This is a genomic window from Dyella sp. EPa41 (assembly GCF_016586165.1).
GTDB lineage: Bacteria > Pseudomonadota > Gammaproteobacteria > Xanthomonadales > Rhodanobacteraceae > Dyella.
The window spans coordinates 13,347-30,246 of the sequence record NZ_BCPR01000021.1; the positions used below are offsets into that span (position 1 = coordinate 13,347).

At 66.6% G+C, this 16,900-nt stretch carries 12 protein-coding genes and 1 riboswitch; of the genes, 2 read left to right on the forward strand and 10 right to left on the reverse strand.

All coding sequences use genetic code 11. The features are described from left to right. Positions 1–134 precede the first annotated feature (134 nt). The gene (locus JMF82_RS08975) at positions 135–551 is read right to left on the reverse strand and encodes a VOC family protein (RefSeq protein WP_201314188.1); all 417 of its coding nucleotides are present in this window, start codon (positions 549–551) and stop codon (positions 135–137) included. Between the two features lie 201 nt (positions 552–752). Then, positions 753–846: riboswitch (glycine riboswitch) on the forward strand. 54 nt (positions 847–900) lie between these two features. Here JMF82_RS08975 and gcvP point away from each other — a divergent pair. Further along, a complete protein-coding gene (gene gcvP / locus JMF82_RS08980; protein WP_201314189.1) occupies positions 901–3,792 on the forward strand; it encodes an aminomethyl-transferring glycine dehydrogenase in 2,892 nt (963 codons plus the stop codon). Between the two features lie 565 nt (positions 3,793–4,357). Beyond that, positions 4,358–5,911 (forward strand): carbohydrate-binding protein, encoded by a 1,554-nt coding sequence (locus tag JMF82_RS08985; protein ID WP_201314190.1) that lies wholly within the window; start codon positions 4,358–4,360, stop codon positions 5,909–5,911. A gap of 87 nt (positions 5,912–5,998) precedes the next feature. Here the strand turns inward: JMF82_RS08985 and JMF82_RS08990 are convergent, their stop codons facing one another. From JMF82_RS08990 to JMF82_RS09030, 9 genes are all read right to left on the reverse strand, one after another. Further along, a complete protein-coding gene (locus JMF82_RS08990; protein ID WP_201314191.1) occupies positions 5,999–8,647 on the reverse strand; it encodes a M1 family metallopeptidase in 2,649 nt (882 codons plus the stop codon). A gap of 732 nt (positions 8,648–9,379) precedes the next feature. Further along, positions 9,380–10,672, reverse strand: coding sequence for an adenylosuccinate synthase (locus JMF82_RS08995; protein ID WP_201314192.1), 1,293 nt, complete (start codon positions 10,670–10,672; stop codon positions 9,380–9,382). Positions 10,673–10,819: 147 nt separating this feature from the next. Then, positions 10,820–11,005 carry a DUF2065 domain-containing protein gene (locus JMF82_RS09000; RefSeq protein ID WP_201314193.1) on the reverse strand — a complete coding sequence of 62 codons (186 nt, stop codon included), beginning with the start codon at positions 11,003–11,005 and terminating at the stop codon, positions 10,820–10,822. 13 nt (positions 11,006–11,018) lie between these two features. After that, a complete protein-coding gene (gene hflC, locus JMF82_RS09005; protein ID WP_201314194.1) occupies positions 11,019–11,888 on the reverse strand; it encodes a protease modulator HflC in 870 nt (289 codons plus the stop codon). Beyond that, the gene (gene hflK, locus JMF82_RS09010) at positions 11,885–13,045 is read right to left on the reverse strand and encodes an FtsH protease activity modulator HflK (protein ID WP_201314195.1); all 1,161 of its coding nucleotides are present in this window, start codon (positions 13,043–13,045) and stop codon (positions 11,885–11,887) included. Before hflK ends, hflC begins: the two co-directional genes overlap by 4 nt. A gap of 186 nt (positions 13,046–13,231) precedes the next feature. Further along, the gene (gene hflX, locus JMF82_RS09015) at positions 13,232–14,548 is read right to left on the reverse strand and encodes a ribosome rescue GTPase HflX (RefSeq protein WP_201314196.1); all 1,317 of its coding nucleotides are present in this window, start codon (positions 14,546–14,548) and stop codon (positions 13,232–13,234) included. Positions 14,549–14,699: 151 nt separating this feature from the next. Next, positions 14,700–14,966: an RNA chaperone Hfq gene (hfq, locus tag JMF82_RS09020; protein WP_038619551.1), complete on the reverse strand. Its 267-nt coding sequence runs from the start codon at positions 14,964–14,966 to the stop codon at positions 14,700–14,702. Between the two features lie 175 nt (positions 14,967–15,141). Next, a complete protein-coding gene (miaA, locus tag JMF82_RS09025; RefSeq protein ID WP_201314197.1) occupies positions 15,142–16,080 on the reverse strand; it encodes a tRNA (adenosine(37)-N6)-dimethylallyltransferase MiaA in 939 nt (312 codons plus the stop codon). 48 nt (positions 16,081–16,128) lie between these two features. Further along, positions 16,129–16,881, reverse strand: a complete 753-nt coding sequence (locus JMF82_RS09030) for a carbonic anhydrase (protein ID WP_201314198.1) — start codon at positions 16,879–16,881, stop codon at positions 16,129–16,131. Positions 16,882–16,900 lie beyond the last annotated feature (19 nt).

Here is a 16,900-nt window from a genome sequence, read left to right on the forward strand (position 1 = left end):
GCGTCGGTCCCACGGCGCCTGACGGCGAACCCGTGGGCACGGGGCTATTGCCGACCGCATGAACGACACGCGGCCGGCGCGACATGATGCGACGATGGGCGCATCCCTTGCGTGAGCGCGCGAGGCGGCCGCCATCAGGCGTGCGGCGGCCCCTTCAGTTCGACCATGTTGCCCTGGGGGTCGTGCAGGTAGATCGACGGACCTTCACCCAAGGCGCCGTAGCGCGAGCCGACCTCGCCGATGCGCACGCCATGAGTCTTGAGGTGAGCCACGATGGCCGCCTCGTCATAGGGTTCCACCTGCAGGCACAGGTGGTCCATGTTGTGCCCTTCCGCACCCGGCCCGGCTCCGCCCAGCCGGCCGAGCTTGCCGTCCAGCGCGACCAGATCGATCAACGAATCGCCGGCGCGCAACTGCACCAGGCCGATCTCGTCCTGCCGGCGCTCCTCGCGGCAGCCGAGCACCTCGCAATAGAACCGCTGCATGGCGGGCAGGTCGTGCACGCGCAGCACCACATGGTCGATCCGGGCCAGTTGGAAGGGAGGCGTCATGGCGCTTGCCGGGAGTGGGGGTGCTCATCTTACGCGGGGTGAGACTCGACCCCCACCGCGACTGAAGCGGCGGCCAGGGAGGGAGGCAAAGCGCGCCCGGGCACCCTATAATCGACGTTTAGCGTGTGGTGGGAGAAGCGGTGCGAACCGCTGCCGAAGGCGCAACGCCCGTAATCGCTCAGGCCCCATACCATCACCACGCACCAACACTCTGGAGAGACCGGTTGAATCCGGCGCCGAAGGGGCACGAAGCGCAAGCTTCCAAACTCTCAGGCAAAAGGACAGAGGGGCGCTTCACGTGCGGCGTGCACGTCCGGCCGTCATCGGTCATTTCCGGAAGCCCCTGCCAATGAGTCAGAACGCCCATCCTTCGCTGCGCGACCTCGAGCACCACGACGCCTTCATCGAGCGCCACATCGGCCCCAACGACGCGGAAATCGCCACCATGCTCGGCGTGGTCGGCTACGACTCGCTGGAAGCGATGACCGATGCCATCGTGCCGGGCAAGATCAAGTCGCCGGCCCCGCTGGCCCTGCCCGCCCCGGTCACCGAGGTGGAGGCGCTGGCCAAGATCCGCGCGATCGCCGACAAGAACCAGGTCTTCAAGAGCTTCATCGGCCAGGGCTACTACGGCACGCATACGCCGAACGTCATCCTGCGCAACATCCTGGAGAACCCGGCGTGGTACACGGCCTATACGCCGTACCAGGCGGAAATCTCGCAGGGCCGCATGGAAGCGCTGATCAACTTCCAGACCATGTGCGCCGACCTTACCGGCATGGAAATCGCCAACGCGTCCCTGCTCGATGAAGGCACCGCAGCCGCCGAAGCCATGACCCTGGCCAAGCGCTCGGCCAAGTCCAAGTCCAACGTGTTCTTCGTGTCCAGCGCCGTGCATCCGCAGACGCTGGAAGTGATCAGGACCCGCGCCGAAACGCTCGGCATCGACCTGCATATCGGCGACGACAGCGAAGCCGCCACGGTCGACAGCTACGGCGTGCTGCTGCAGTACCCCGACACCTTTGGTCGCATCAACGACTACCAGGCCCTGGCCGACGCGGTGCATGCGCGCCACGGCGTGGTCTGCGTGGCCACCGACCTGCTCGCGCTCACCCTGATCGCCGCGCCGGGTGAATGGGGCGCCGACATCGTGGTCGGCAACACCCAGCGCTTCGGCGTGCCGTTCGGCTTTGGTGGCCCGCACGCGGCCTTCATGGCCTGCCGCGACAGCTACAAGCGCTCGATGCCGGGTCGCCTGATCGGCGTGTCCATCGACGCCGAAGGCAAGCCGGCCTACCGCCTCACCCTGCAGACGCGCGAGCAGCACATCCGCCGCGAGAAGGCCACCTCCAACATCTGCACCGCGCAGGTGCTGCTGGCCGTGATGGCCAGCATGTACGCCGTGTACCACGGCCCGGAAGGCCTCACCCGCATTGCCCGCCGCGTGCATCGCCTGGCCTCGATCCTGTTCGTGGCGCTGCGCCAGGCCGGCGTGACCGCTGGCGCCGACTTCTTCGACACGCTGCACGTCACCGGCGTGGACGCCGCCGCGCTGCATGCCAAGGCACGCGCCGCCGGCATCAACCTGCGCACGATCGACGCCAGCAGCGTCGGCGTCAGCCTTGACGAGACCACCACGCGTGCCGACGTGGTTGCGTTGGCCTCCGTGTTCGGCGCCACCATCGCAAACATCGATGCGCTCGATGCCGACACGCACGATGCGCTGCCCCGTCATCTGCTGCGCAAGACCAGGTTCCTCACCCACCCGGCCTTCAACACGCACCACAGCGAGCACGAGCTGCTGCGCTACATGCGCTCGCTGGCCGACAAGGACCTGGCGATGGATCGCACCATGATCCCGCTGGGCAGCTGCACCATGAAGCTCAACGCCACCGCCGAGATGATACCGGTGACATGGCCCGAGTTCGCCAACATCCATCCGCTGGCCCCGGCTGAGCAGGCCACCGGCTACAAGCAGCTGATCGACGAGCTGGAAGCGATGCTGGTGGAGTGCACCGGCTACGACGCGGTGAGCCTGCAGCCGAACTCCGGCGCGCAGGGCGAATACGCCGGCCTGCTGGCGATCCGCGCCTACCACCGCTCGCGCGGCGAAGGCCATCGCGACATCTGCCTGATCCCCGAGTCGGCGCACGGTACCAACCCGGCGTCCGCGCAGATGGCCGGCATGCAGGTGGTGGTGACCAAGTGCGACGCGAACGGCAACGTCGATGTCGAGGACATCAAGCGCGCCGCCGAGAAGTTCAGCGATCGTCTCGCCGCGTTGATGATCACCTACCCGTCCACGCATGGCGTGTTCGAGGAAGACATCGTCAAGATCTGCGAGATCGTGCATGAGCACGGCGGCCAGGTGTACACCGACGGCGCCAACATGAACGCGCTGGTCGGCGTGGCCAAGCCCGGCAAGTGGGGCTCGGACGTCTCGCACCTCAACCTGCACAAGACCTTCTGTATCCCGCACGGTGGTGGCGGCCCGGGCGTGGGCCCCTGCGCGGTGAAGTCGCACCTCGCCCCGTTCCTGCCCAGGACCTACGGCGCCGAAGGCAGCGTAGGCATGGTCTCCGCCGCCAGCTTCGGCAGCGCCAGCATCCTGCCGATCAGCTGGATGTACATCACCATGATGGGCGCCGCCGGCCTGCGCCGCGCCACCCAGGTGGCCCTGCTCAACGCCAACTACATCGCCAAGCGCCTGGCGCCGCACTACGAGACGCTCTACACCGGCCGCAACGGCCTGGTGGCGCATGAGTGCATCCTCGACCTGCGCCCGCTCAAGGACGCCACCGGCATCGGTGCGGAAGACGTGGCCAAGCGCCTCATCGACTTCGGCTTCCATGCACCGACGCTGAGCTTCCCGGTGTCTGGCACGCTGATGGTCGAGCCGACCGAGAGCGAATCGCAGTACGAACTGGATCGCTTCATCGACGCGATGATCCAGATCCGCGACGAGATCCGCGCCATCGAAAGCGGCAAGCTCGACCGCGAAGACAACCCGCTCAAGCACGCGCCGCATACCGCGGTGATGGTGTCGGCTTCGGAATGGACGCACGCCTACACCCGCGAGCTGGCCGCCTTCCCGCTGCCCAGCCTGAAGTTCCAGAAGTACTGGTCGCCGGTGGCCCGCGTGGACAACGTCTACGGCGACAAGAACGTGTTCTGCAGCTGCGTGCCGGTGGAAGCGTTCAAGGGCGAGATCGAGGCCTTCAGCGAGCCGAACGTCGCGTAACGCATCGCACATCGCAGTAACCAAAAAGGGCTCCGTTCGCGGAGCCCTTTTTTTGTGGCCGGTGATGGCGCCCTCCCTCAGCTGTAGGAGCGCACCCAGTGCGCGACCGCAGAGGTACCGCGCCACCGCTCCGCAGGCTTTTCGCGCACTGGGTGCGCTCCTACAGGAGAGCCAATGCAGACAACGTTGTCACGGCGAGGAAAACGGATCGTTTCGGTAGTCCGCACCTCTGATCGCGACGCAGCACCGACCGCGCGGCAATTTATTAGTCAATCACTGAGAAAATCGCTGCAAAGCAACAGAATCCTGCTGCGCCGCGGGACATAACCAGACGTCCATGAGCCCCTACTGCTTCGCTCAATTTCACGGCACCCGTCACAGTTCCGTGGAGTCATTGAGGACAACGTTGTCATTCCGGGGACACAAGACGACATCGCTCCAGCCATGGCGCACGCCAGGCCGGTATGGACATCGGAACGATCGGACCCGGTTGGCCGGCGGGACACGGCCAGTCGCCGCAACAGCTTCATCCTGGCATTGCACTTTTCACCCAAGGAGAAACCCTATGCGTGTAAAGCAATCGGTGATGTGGTTTCGCACGGCCCTCCATGCGCTCGGCAGCACCGCCGGCGGCGTGATGGCCATGAGCCTGATGACGATGGCGCCCGTGCAGACGGCGCAGGCCCAGAGCACGCCCGCCTGCGCGGCCGCGTGGAGCGCCAGCACCGCCTACAACGGTGGCGCCGTGGTCAGCGAGAACGGCAGCAATTACGTCGCCAACTGGTGGACCCAGGGCAATGACCCGGCCACCAACAACGGCGGCAGCGGCTCGGGCCAGCCGTGGACCTCGCAAGGAGCTTGTGGTGGCTCAGGCGGCGGTACGGGTGGCGGTGGCGGCACGGGCTCGGGCGGAACGTGTGCGGCCGCGTGGGTTTCAAGCCAGGTCTATACCGGGGGCCAGGTCGCCAGCGAAAACGGCATCAACTACGTCGCCAACTGGTGGACCCAGGGCAATGATCCCGCGACGAACAATGGCCCCACCGGCTCCGCACAGCCGTGGACATCCCAAGGCTCGTGCACCGGCGGCGGCAGCGGAGGCGGCACGGGTGGCGGTGGTACGGGAGGCGGCGGCACAGGCGGTGGCGGCACGACCAACCCGCCGGGCACGGGCGCCAACCTGCTGTTCAGTCCCTACAAGGACATCACGATCAATCTCAACTGGAACACCAACGTGATGCAGACGGCGACGGCCACGGGCTCGGCGATTCCGGTCGTCGGCAGCGGCAGCCTGAAGTCGAACTACGTCACCAACCTCAGCGCCATCACCCTCGCCTTCGCCACTGGCGAATGCGGCAGCGAGAACTGGGGCGGCGTACCGGGCGCCAGTTTCGCCAGCGCCAACATCAGCGCGCTCTCCAATGCCGGCCTGCCCTACGTGGTATCCACCGGTGGCCAGGCGGGCACGTTCACCTGCGGCAGCACGGCGAACTTCGCCACCTTCCTCTCGCGCTACATGTCGCCGCAGATGGTGGGCGTGGATTTCGACATCGAGGGTGGCCAGTCGCAACAGGGCATCAACAACCTCGTGGCCGCCGCCGTGTATGGCCAGTCGCTGTACCCCAACCTGCGTTTCTCCTTCACGCTCGCCACGCTGGGTGCGTCGGACGGTAGCTATGGCGGCGTGAACAGCCTGGGCGACATGGTGGTGAAGGCGATCAAGGCCTCATCGCTGACCAACTACACCATCAACCTGATGGTGATGGATTTCGGCGGACCGAGCGCCGGCGTATGCGTGGTGTCGGGCGGCGTGTGCGACATGGGCCAGTCGGCCATCCAGGCGGTGACCAACCTGCAGCACACCTATGGCATCCCGGCCAGCAAGATCGAGTTGACGCCGATGATCGGCGTCAACGACGTATCCAACGAGAACTTCTCGGTGGCCAACGCCGACGCCATCACCAGCTACGCCGTGAGCAACGGCCTCGCCGGCCTGCACTTCTGGTCGCTCGATCGCGACAACCCGTGCAACCAGAGCACGGCCTCGCCCACCTGCAACTCGGTACCCTCCAGCACGAACCTGCAGTTCACCAAGCGCTTCCTCAGCGACCTGGGAAGATAAACGCCATCGATCCAGGGGGACATCCAAAAAGAGAGGGCCCCGTCAAACCGGGCCCTCTGTTTACCACATGCTGAAGACCGCTTTCGGTCAGCCGCCGTTCTTCGCCAGCCAGGCATCCACCGACGGCAGGCGTTCATTGCGCACCATCATGCGGTACTTGATGTTGGCCACGGCGGTCTCGGCATCGCGACGCGAGCTTGGCGCCAGGTACTGGGTGGCGTAGGCGTTGATCTTGTCGATCATGGCCTGGTCGAACGCACTGGTGCCGAGCGCGGGGTAGTAGCGGCTACGCGAGCTGCCATCGACCACCTTGTCGACCTGCTCGCGGTGCGCCATGGCGAAATCGAAGGCCAGCTCCGGATGCAGGCGCGACACGATGCGGATCATGCCGGCGCTGTTGGTGGCGCCGGGCTCGTCGGTCAGCGCGAGATCGAGGGCACGCCTGGCAAGCGCTTCGTCTTCCACCGACGCCAGCTGCGCGTACAGGCGGTCCTTCACCAGCGGCGTCGTCTCGGCCTTGGCGGCGGCATGCATCTTGTCCCAGGTGGCCGCGTCGGCGTGGGTGGCCACGATCGCCAGGATGGTCTTGCGCAGCTCGGCGGGCACGGCCTTCGGGTCGGTGGCCTGCGCCGCGTAGCGGCGACGTGCCTCGCCGATGGTCGCGCTGTCGCCCAGGCTGGACAGCGTATTGATCAGGTGGCTGCGCAGGATCGTGGTCGGCACGCTCTCGTTCGGCCTGGCTTCCCAGCCCACGCGCGCGAACACCGGCGACAGGCGCTTGATGGCGTACGCGCGGAACGTCGCCTGGCGTTTGGCGTCGCTGCGATAGTAGTCGTTGAGCGCGGAGAAACTGCCGGCCACTTCGTCCCAGATCTGCGGATCGGCATCGATCGGCGTGGCCTGGGCCATATCCAGGAAATCCGCCACGGGTTGCAGGCCGGCCATGCTCAGCGCCCAGGTGTCGCTCATCACGCCGAGTTGGTCGATCGGCTCGAGCTTGGCGAAGCTGCCCTTGATCGCCGCGACCTGCGCCGGCGCGTACAGCGTGCGGTAGTAACCGCTCTGCCCCGCATTCACCAGCACCGGACCGCAACCGGGCACGGCCAGCGTGGCTTCGCCATCGACCAGCGTGCGCACCGGCTGGCCGCCGATGCTCTGCGCGGTCACCGGCACGTGCCAGCGCAACGGCTTCTTGTCCGGGCGATCCTTGGTGAACTCGCCCTGGGTGAGCTTGAGCGTCACCGTATTGTTTGCGCACGCGCCGGCTTCCACGCGAATGAGCGGAATGCCCGGCTGCAAGGTGAATTCATGGGCGATGGTGGTGACCTGCTTGCCCGGCACGACCGCATCCATGGCGTGCCACAAGTCGTCGGACACCGTGTTGCCGTAGGCGTGGGCCTTGATGTAGTTGCGCACGCCGGTGCGCCAGCTGTCGGCACCCACGTAGTTTTCCAGCATGCGGATCACCGACTCGCCCTTGGAATAGGTGATCGAGTCGAAGGCCTGGCTGGCCTGTTCCACCGTATCGATGCGCTGCACGACCGGATGCGTGGTCACCACGGCGTCGCGCGACATCGCGCCTTCGCGGATGCCGACCGCATCGAGCTTGGTGTTCCACTCCGGATGCAGGCGATCGGTGGTGCGCGAGGCCATCCACGAGGCAAAGCCTTCGTTGAGCCACAGGTCGTCCCACCAGCGCATGGTCACCAGGTCGCCGAACCACTGGTGCGCCATTTCGTGCGCGGCCGTGCCGAACACGTTCTGCTTGTCCTGCAGCGTGGAGAAGGACGGATCGAGCAGCAGCGCGTATTCGAAGGTGTAGATCGCGCCCCAGTTTTCCATCGCCGAGAAGAACTGGCTGCTGCCCGGCGAGGCAACGTTGTCGAGCTTGGGCAACGGATACGGCACGCCGAAATAGTCGTTGTACTCCTTCAGCACCGCCTTGCCCGATTCCAGCGTGAAGGCGCCCTGCGAGCTCAGGCCCTTCTGCGTCACCACGCCGATTTCCACGCCTTCGGAGGTCGTGGTGATGCGATCGAACTCGCCGATGCCGAAGAACAGCAGGTAGGTCGACATCTTCGGCGAGGTCTTGAACGTGATGTGCGAGAGGCCGTTGCCGGCGTCGGTCTTCGACGCCACCGGCATGTTGCTCACCGCCATGTCATGGGACGGCACGGTCACGTCGAGATCGAACGTGGCCTTGTAGTTCGGTTCGTCCCACGACGGGATGAAGCGGCGCGCATCGGAATTCTCGAACTGCGTGTACAGCGCGCGCTTCTTGCCAGCCTTGGTGTCGTAGTCGATGGCGAACAGGCCGTTGGCCTGCGTGCCGATCTTGCCGGTGTAGCTCATCGACAGCTGGTACTTGCCCTTGGCGACCGGCTTGTCGAAGGTGAAAGTGGCGGTCTGCGCATCGTTGTCCGTGCCCACCTTCGGCACCAGCGCGGAGGCGCCCTTGCCCGCCGTGAGCTCCACCTTGCCGAAGCTCATGTCGATGGCGTTGAGCGTGATGCTGTTGGTGGGCTCGAGCACTTCCACGTCCACCGTCACCTTGCCGTCGAAGCTCAGCGTGGATGCATGCGGCGTGATCGACACCGCGTAGTGCGAAGGACGCACGGCGCGCGGCAACTGGGTGGTGGTCTGCGCCATCGGCGCGGCATCGGCGGCCAGGGCAGCACCGGTGAAAGTCACGCCGGCCAATGCAAGCGCAATGGCGGAAACCAGGCGAGTACGCATGTTGTATCCCCTCGTTGGTGGGCCAAGCGGGCGGCCCTGAAATGGTGCAAAACAGGTCGATCGTCGCGCATGCGGGCGCCAGCCGACATGGCCGGAAGTCATGGTGGGCCGGCACCGCGTCCTTTCTGTAGGAGCGCACCCAGTGCGCGAAAAGCCTACGGAGCGATGACGCCGTGACTCCGCGGTCGCGCACTGGGTGCGCTCCTACAAAGGGGGCCTGCACGTCACGATGGTGTCCTCGCGGCCGGCGCCGGTGACGACGAGCGAGATCTTGCGGCCGGAGAGCTCCTCCACCGCGCATCACGGTGGGCACCGCGCCACGCCCTTTCTGCAGGACCGCGCCCTGTGCTGTAGGATCGCACCCAGTGCGCGAAAAGCCTACGGAGCGATAACGCCGTGACTCCGCGGTCGCGCACTGGGTGCGCTCCTACAAAGGGGGCCTGCACGTCACGATGGTGTCCTCGCGGCCGGCGCCGGTGGCGACGAGCGAGAGCTTGTGGCCGGAGAGCTCCTCCAACGCGCGTCATGGTGGGCACCGCACCACGCCCTTTCTGCAGGACCGCGCCCTGTGCTGTAGGAGCGCACCCAGTGCGCGAAAAGCCTACGGAGCGATGACGCCGTGATTCCGCGGTCGCGCACAGGGTGCGCTCCTACAAGGAAGGGCGTGTGCGTGGCGCAACAAAAAGCCCCGCCATGCGGGGCTTTTTGGGTTCTGCACGTGAGGTCGCTCGATCAGGCGAACGGATCGTCCAGCACGATGGTGTCCTCGCGGTCGGCGCCGGTGGCGACGAGCGAGAGCTTGCAGCCGGAGAGCTCTTCCACCGCGCGCAGGTAGGCGCGGGCGGCGGGCGGCAGCTTGTCCCACTCGCGGATGCCCGCGGTGGATTCTTCCCAGCCCGGGAACTCCAGGTACACCGGCTTGCACTCGGCCCAGCCGTCGGCGTCCAGCGGTGCCAGCTCGCGGCGCTTGCCGCGGTATTCGTAGGCGATGCAGACCTTGATGCTCGGCAGGCCGTCGAGCACGTCGAGCTTGGTGATGGCCAGGCCGTTGATGCCGTTGATCTGCACGGCGCGCTTGAGCGCGACGAGGTCGATCCAGCCGCAACGACGCGGACGGCCAGTGCTGGCGCCGAACTCGTTGCCGACCTTGCGCAGGCGCTCGCCCATCTCGTCGTTGAGCTCGGTGGGGAACGGACCGCCACCCACGCGCGTCGCATAGGCCTTGCAGATGCCCAGCACGTAGTCGATGTCGCCCGCGCCCACGCCGGTGCCGGCCAGCGCACCACCGACGGTGGTGTTGGACGAGGTCACGTACGGATAGGTGCCGTGGTCGATGTCGAGCAGCGCGCCCTGCGCGCCTTCGTACAGGATATGACCGCCTTCCTTGCGCACGTCGTGCAGGATGGTGGCGACGTCGTCGACCATCGGGCGGATGAACTCGCCATAGGCCAGCGCGTCATCCAGAACCTGCTGGAAGTCGACCGGCTCGGCCTTCAGCCACTGGGTCAGGATGAAGTTGTGGTACTCCACGGCCGCCTTGATCTTCTCCGGCAGCTCATGCGGGTACATCAGGTCGGCGACGCGCACGCTGCGGCGGGCCACCTTGTCTTCGTACGCCGGGCCGATGCCGCGGCCGGTGGTGCCGATCGCCGACTTGCCGGCGGCGGCTTCGCGCGCCTTATCCACGGCAATGTGGTACGGCATGATCAGCGGCGTGGCCGGGCTGATCTTCAGGCGCGAGCGCACTTCCACGCCCTGCGCCTCCAGCTCTTCGATCTCCTGCTTGAGCGCCTGCGGCGACAGCACCACGCCGTTGCCGATCAGGCACAGTGCGTCATCGCGCAGGATGCCGGAGGGAATCAGGTGCAGGACGGTCTTCTTGCCCTTGATCACCAGCGTGTGGCCGGCGTTGTGGCCGCCCTGGAAACGCGCCACGGCCCTGACCTGCTCGGTCAGCAGGTCGACGATCTTGCCCTTGCCTTCGTCGCCCCATTGCGCGCCGAGGATGACTACTGACTTGCCCATGATGTTGCTCTCGTCAATTTGAAAAGGTCGGTGCCCTGACGGGCGCATTCGTTCCGCAGCCTGGCTTTCCGTCGGCAAGCGACTTGCCGCAACCGCCACGCCCTGCATGTTCACGATGGTTTTGAACGGCCCATCCGCCGCATCAACTCAATGCACCAACTGCAACGCGACCAGTCCAATGCCGACCGCCACCGCGCCGAACACGCGCAGCGTGCGCGGATTCAGCTTCACCGCCTCGCGCATCGTGGCCTGCCAGCCGCGCGGCGCGGCAAACAGCACCAGCCCTTCGATCACCAGCACGAGACACAGCGCGGCCAGCAGTTCACGCGACATCGCCTTCCACCACTCAGTGCCTGGACGATGCGCCGTCGTTGAAGTACCTCAGGAACTCCGAGTCAGGCTTGAGCACCAGCACGCCCTTGCCGTCCTGGAACGACTTACGGTACGCCGCCAGGCTTCGATAAAACGCGAAGAACTCCGGATCCTGCCCGTAGGCCTGTGCATAGATGGCGGCGGCCTGGGCGTCGCCTTCGCCACGCACCTTCGCGGCATCGCGCTCGGCTTCGGCCTTGATGATCTGGGCCTGGCGATCGGCGTCGGCCTTGATCGTCTCGGCCGCCTGCTGGCCGGTGTAGCGCAGCTCGTTGGCGAGCTGGGCGCGTTCGGCGCGCATGCGCTTGTATACCGACTCGCTCACTTCGTCCGGCAGGTCGATGCGCTTGATGCGCACGTCGACCACGGCGATGCCGAGGTTCTTGCGGGCGGCGATATCGGTCTGCTTGCGCACGCGCTCGGTGACGTCCTTGCGGCCGGCCGAGACCAGCTCCTGCAGGGTGCGGCCGTTGAACTCGAAGCGCAGCGCGTCCTTCACGATCGGCGTGAGGCGGTTGGCGGCCTGCAGCTCGTCGCCGGCGGTGGCGCGGTAATAGGCGGCGTTGTCGGCGATGCGCCACTTCACGTAGAAGTCGACGTTGACGCTCTTCTTCTCGGAGGTGAAGTAGCGCTCCGGCTGCGCTTCCAGGGTGAGGATGCGGTTGTCGAAGGTCATCACCTGCTGCACGAACGGCATCTTCACGTGCAGGCCCGGCGTGTCGCCGGTGCGCACGATGCGGCCGAACTGCAGTACCAGGGCAGTCTGGCCCTCGTGCACCACGAACAGGCTGTTGAAGCCGAGCAGCACGAGCAGCACGGCGACGATGGCGGAGGCGAACTTCATGGCTGCTTCTCCTTGCCGGCCATCGCATCGCTGGCTGCGGACTGCATCACCGCGCCCACGCCCGGCACGTCCTTGCCGGTGGCGCGGTCGAGCGGCAGGTAGATCATGTTGCGGCCGCCGGAACCGTCCAGCACCTTGGGATTGTTGGACATCACGTCCTCGACCGTTTCCAGCCACAGACGGCGCCGGGTCACCTCGGGCGCGCCCTTGTATTCCTTGAGGATCAGGTTGAAGCGGGCCGCGTCACCCGTGGCGACTGCCACGCGCTGCGCGTTGTATCCCTGCGCCTCGGCCAGGATGCGCGCAGCGTCGCCGCGCGCCACCGGTACCACCTGGCTCGCATAGGCGCGGGCGTTGTTCTCGGTACCCTGCTTGTCTTCGCGGGCGGCGTTGACGTCGTCGAAGGCGTCCTTCACTTCCTGCGGCGGCGCCACGTTCTGGAAGCTCACGTCAGTAACCAGCAGGCCTGCGTCGTATTCGTTCAACGTAGCCTGCAGGATTTCGCGGGTCTGCTGCTGCAGCGTGTCGCGCACCGCGGCCGCCGGCGTCGCAGGCACCACGGGCGCGGCGACCGTCGCCGCCGTGCTGGCGGTGGCCGGCATGGCGGCCGTGCCCTGCTCGTTGCCCTGGCTGGTGAGGACGTTGTCCATGATGTTGGCGCCGACCACCGTGCGCACGGCAGCCTCGGCCGCCTGGCGCAGCGTGTCCTCCGGCGGGCCGCTCAGCGAGAACAGGTATTTGCGGGCGTCGGACACTTGGTACTGCACGTTGAAGTCGACCGAGATGATGTTCTCGTCGCTGGTGAGCATGCGCACCTTGTCCGACACCGAGCGGATCTCGGTGGTGCCGACCTTGGTCACGGTTTCCAGCGGCCGCGGGAACTTCAGGTGGAAGCCCGGCTGCAGCGTGCGCGAGTACTTGCCAAAGCGCAGCACCACGCCAGCCTGGCGGGCATCGACGATGGTGTAGCTGCTCATCACCACCCACACGATGACGAAGGCCAGCAGGATGACGAAGATGCCGCCGGCGCCGCCGCCGAGCTTGCCGAAGCGGTCGCGAAGCTGCTTGAGGATGTCGTCCAGCCCCGGCTTGTTGCCGGTCGGTCGATTCTTGCCCCAGGGATCACGTTGCCCGTTGCCGGGTTCGTTCCAGGCCATGGTCAGTCTCCTTGAGGCCGCTGGGAGGCCGGCTGCATTGGCCGGGAAACGCGTTGAACGGGTTTTGGCATGGTCTCGGGTGCTTGTCGTGACAAGTGTGCCGCCCGGGCCCGGATGGCCGCACAAACACCGACCATTCTACCAGAGCCGGGCGGGGATTCCTCCCCGTTGCCGGTGGCGACCGGATTACAGGGATTCCTGCTCTTCCACGCTGCCCAGGATGTCGCGCAACAGGGCGGCCTCGGCGGCGCTGCCACCGCTGAGCGGGGCGATCACGCTGCGCGGGGCGTCGATGCTCAGGCGCCAGCCCTGCTCGTCCACTTCTTCGCCGGCGATGGCACCCGCCGCCTTGAGGCGGGCATGCAGGCGACCGGCGGAGTGCGGCAGGCGTAGTTCCGACTGCACGCGGTCGCCGCCCAGCAGTTCGCCCAGCGCCTGCTTCAGCAGGTCCACGCCCGCGCCGGTGGCAGCCGACAGCCATACGGTGGTGGGTCGGCCTTCCGCGTCGCGGTCGATGCGCGGCTCGAGGCCGGCGAGGTCGATCTTGTTCATCACGCGAAGCTGCGGCAGGTCGCCCGCGTCGATTTCCTCCAGCACGCTGTCGACCACCTTGGCCAGGCGCTCGCGCTCCTCGTCGGCGGCGTCGCTCACGTGCAGCAACAGGTCGGCATCGCGCGCCTCGGCGAGGGTGCCGCGGAAGGCGGCGACCAGGTCGTGCGGCAGCTCGCGCACGAAACCCACCGTATCGGCCAGCACCGCCGGCCCGCAGGACAACCCGTCGAGCTTGCGCACGGTGGGGTCCAGCGTGGCGAACAGCAGGTTGGCGGCGAACACCTCGCCCTCGGTCAGCACATTGAACAGGGTGGACTTGCCGGCATTGGTGTAGCCCACCAGCGCCACGCGCGGCACCGTGTTGCGCAGGCGCGCACGACGCTGCTGCACGCGCTGGGTCTGCACCTTCTCCAGGCGCTTGGTGAGCATCTTCACCCGCTCGGCAAGCAATCGGCGGTCGGTTTCCAGCTGGGTTTCGCCGGGACCGCGGTTGCCGATGGCACCGCCGCGCTGGGCGTCCAGGTGGGTCCAGCCACGCACCAGGCGCGTGGCCAGGTGCTTGAGCTGGGCCAGCTCCACTTCCAGCTTGCCTTCGTGCGACCGGGCGCGCTGGGCGAAGATGTCCAGGATCAGGCCCGCGCGATCGACCACGCGGATGTTGAGCAGCTTCTCGAGGTTGCGCTCCTGCACCGGCGTGAGGAGATGGTCGACCAGCACCAGGTCGGCCTCGAGCGCACGCGCCGCCTCCGCGATCTCGTCGGCCTTGCCGGTGCCGATGTAATAACGCGGATTGGGCACGTCGACGCGCGCGCTGATGGTGCCGAGGATGTCGGCACCCGCGGATTTGGTGAGCTCGGCGAATTCTTCGGCACGCCGCACTGCATCCCCTTCCCCGCGCGAATGCGGGAGGACCAGGAGGGCGCGCTCGCCTTTCTTTTGACGATCAAACACGGATAGGGACGGACCTGTGGGAAGGCGCAACGCCGCGGGCTAGGCCCACGGCGCCAGGCAGGAATGGAAGTGTATGTCGGCGCACCGCCAGATCCCACTGCGGGTCCGGCCGGGTGCCCTCTCACTCACATGGGTCGACAGGTCCGCCGAATCAACCTTCGGTATCGGCCGTGGCCGTGGCGGCTTCGTGACCCTCGTGGCCATTGCCGACGCGCACGTTGCGGCTCGGCACCACGGTGGAGATCGCGTGCTTGTAGACCATCTGGCTGACCTGGTTGCGCAGCAGCACGACGAACTGGTCGAAGGATTCGATGGTCCCCTGCAGCTTGATGCCGTTGACCAGGTAGATCGCCACCGGGACGCGCTCCCGGCGCAGTGCGTTCAGAAACGGATCTTGCAGTGATTGCCCTTTGGACATTTCTTGTTCTCCCCTCGCAAAACGGACGGGCCGGAGAAAAAGACGCACGCCGCGTCCCGGCCCAAGACTGAGGAATATTAACCACTTTTAAATCGTTGATGAAAGACCGGAAGTGAGTCGATTGGATGTGTGAAGAAGACGTTTAGAAAACACGCCGCAAGATGTGTCCGGCGTCTCAGAGAAACAGCGCCAGGGCATCCACGGCGCGCGCCTGCAGGCCGGGTTTGTCCGGGTCGAGCACGCGGGCGTCGAGCTCGCCGCGCAACCAGGTGATCTGCCGCTTGGCGAGCTGGCGCGTGGCGAAGATGCCTTTGTCGCGAAACTCGCTCGCGCTCGTTTGGCCGTCCAGATGCTCCCACGCCTGGCGGTAGCCGACGGCGCGGATGGCCGGCAGGTCGGCATGCAGGTCCTTGCGTTCGCGAAGCGCCCGCACTTCGTCGAGGAAGCCGTCGGCAAGCATGGCGTCGAAGCGGTCGGCGATGCGCGCGTGCAGCGGCGCACGATCAGCCGGCAACAGCGCCAGCTTCAGCACCCGCCACGGGAACCGCTCGCCGCTGCCGCCCTGCTGCTGCTCGGACAAAGGCCTGCCGGTGAGCTCGATCACCTCCAGCGCGCGCTGGATGCGCTGGGCGTCATGGGGCCCGATGCGCGCGGCCGCCGCCGCGTCGAGGCTTTGCAATCGGGCGTGCAAGGTCGGCCATCCCGCTTCAGCGGCCTCCGCGGCAAGGCGTTCGCGGATGGACGCGTCAGCCTCCGGCAATCGCGACAGCCCCTGCTGCAGCGCGCGAAAATAGAGCCCGGTACCGCCGACCAGCAAGGGCACCCTGCCCCTGGCCGTGATGTCCCGCATGGCCGCCATGGCGTCGCCGCGAAAATCAGCCGCCGAGTACGGCTCGGCAGGATCGCGGATATCGATCAGGCGATGCGGGTACGCCGCCAGCATCGCCGCATCCGGCTTGGCCGTGCCGATATCCATGCCGCGATACACCAGCGCCGAATCGACGCTCACCAGCTCCACCGGAAAGCGTTCGCTCAAGGCGCAGGCAAGCGCCGTCTTGCCCGACGCGGTCGGGCCCATCAGGAACACGGCGAGCGGGCGCTGATCGATCGGCATCCAGCCATTGTACGGTGCCGCGCCAGCGCGCTCACAGGCCAACGCCGCTCAGGAATAGAACTCCACCTTGCCACCCGCCAGCTGATACATCGAGCCGACGAGCTTGATCTTGCCGTCCTTCTCCAGGCCAGCGAGCACGTCGCTGCGACGGCGGATCTCCTCGATGGTGTGCTGCACGTTGGTCGCGGCCACCGCATCGACAAAGGCGTCATTCTTGCTGCTGCGCTCGCCGTCGAACCGGGTCGCTTCCACGGCCGGCTTGATCTTCTCCAGCAGGCCGGTGAGGTTGCCGAGCTTCGCGCCATCGATGGCGCCCTTGATGGCCCCGCACGACGTGTGCCCCATGACCAGCACCAGCTTGGCGCCCGCCACGGCGCAGGCGAATTCCATGCTGCCCAGCAGGTCATCGTTGGCGATGTTGCCGGCCACGCGCGCGTTGAAGGTATCGCCGATGCCGGCATCGCAGATGATCTCGGCGGGCGCGCGCGAGTCGATGCAGCTGAGGATGACCGCCGCAGGATATTGCCCGGACGCGCTGGCGCGTTTCTGCGCGAGATAATCGTGGGTGTCGAGCTTGCCGGCGCGAAAGCGCTCATTGCCCTGCTTGAGCAAGGCGACCACCTGGTCGGGTGTCATCGCATCGCGTTGTGCCTTGGTCAACGCGGCGGCCTCGGCGAGCCGGGGCAGCAGCAACGGCGTGACGCCCATTGCCCCCAACGCGGCCAACCCCAGGGCCGACTTGAGCACGGTGCGCCGACCCGGATGGACGCCTGCGCAACAAGCCTCTTCATGCATGTCCATGACGCCCTCCTCCCGGAGC

Excerpts from the sequence above, each read along its gene's own strand:
- JMF82_RS08975 (WP_201314188.1), bottom strand. The coding sequence starts at position 551 with ATGACGCCTCCCTTCCAACTGGCCCGGATCGACCATGTGGTGCTGCGC.
- gcvP (WP_201314189.1), top strand. The coding sequence starts at position 901 with ATGAGTCAGAACGCCCATCCTTCGCTGCGCGACCTCGAGCACCACGAC.
- JMF82_RS08985 (WP_201314190.1), top strand. The coding sequence starts at position 4,358 with ATGCGTGTAAAGCAATCGGTGATGTGGTTTCGCACGGCCCTCCATGCG.
- JMF82_RS08990 (WP_201314191.1), bottom strand. The coding sequence starts at position 8,647 with ATGCGTACTCGCCTGGTTTCCGCCATTGCGCTTGCATTGGCCGGCGTG.
- JMF82_RS08995 (WP_201314192.1), bottom strand. The coding sequence starts at position 10,672 with ATGGGCAAGTCAGTAGTCATCCTCGGCGCGCAATGGGGCGACGAAGGC.
- JMF82_RS09000 (WP_201314193.1), bottom strand. The coding sequence starts at position 11,005 with ATGTCGCGTGAACTGCTGGCCGCGCTGTGTCTCGTGCTGGTGATCGAA.
- hflC (WP_201314194.1), bottom strand. The coding sequence starts at position 11,888 with ATGAAGTTCGCCTCCGCCATCGTCGCCGTGCTGCTCGTGCTGCTCGGC.
- hflK (WP_201314195.1), bottom strand. The coding sequence starts at position 13,045 with ATGGCCTGGAACGAACCCGGCAACGGGCAACGTGATCCCTGGGGCAAG.
- hfq (WP_038619551.1), bottom strand. The coding sequence starts at position 14,966 with ATGTCCAAAGGGCAATCACTGCAAGATCCGTTTCTGAACGCACTGCGC.
- miaA (WP_201314197.1), bottom strand. The coding sequence starts at position 16,080 with ATGCCGATCGATCAGCGCCCGCTCGCCGTGTTCCTGATGGGCCCGACC.
- JMF82_RS09030 (WP_201314198.1), bottom strand. The coding sequence starts at position 16,881 with ATGGACATGCATGAAGAGGCTTGTTGCGCAGGCGTCCATCCGGGTCGG.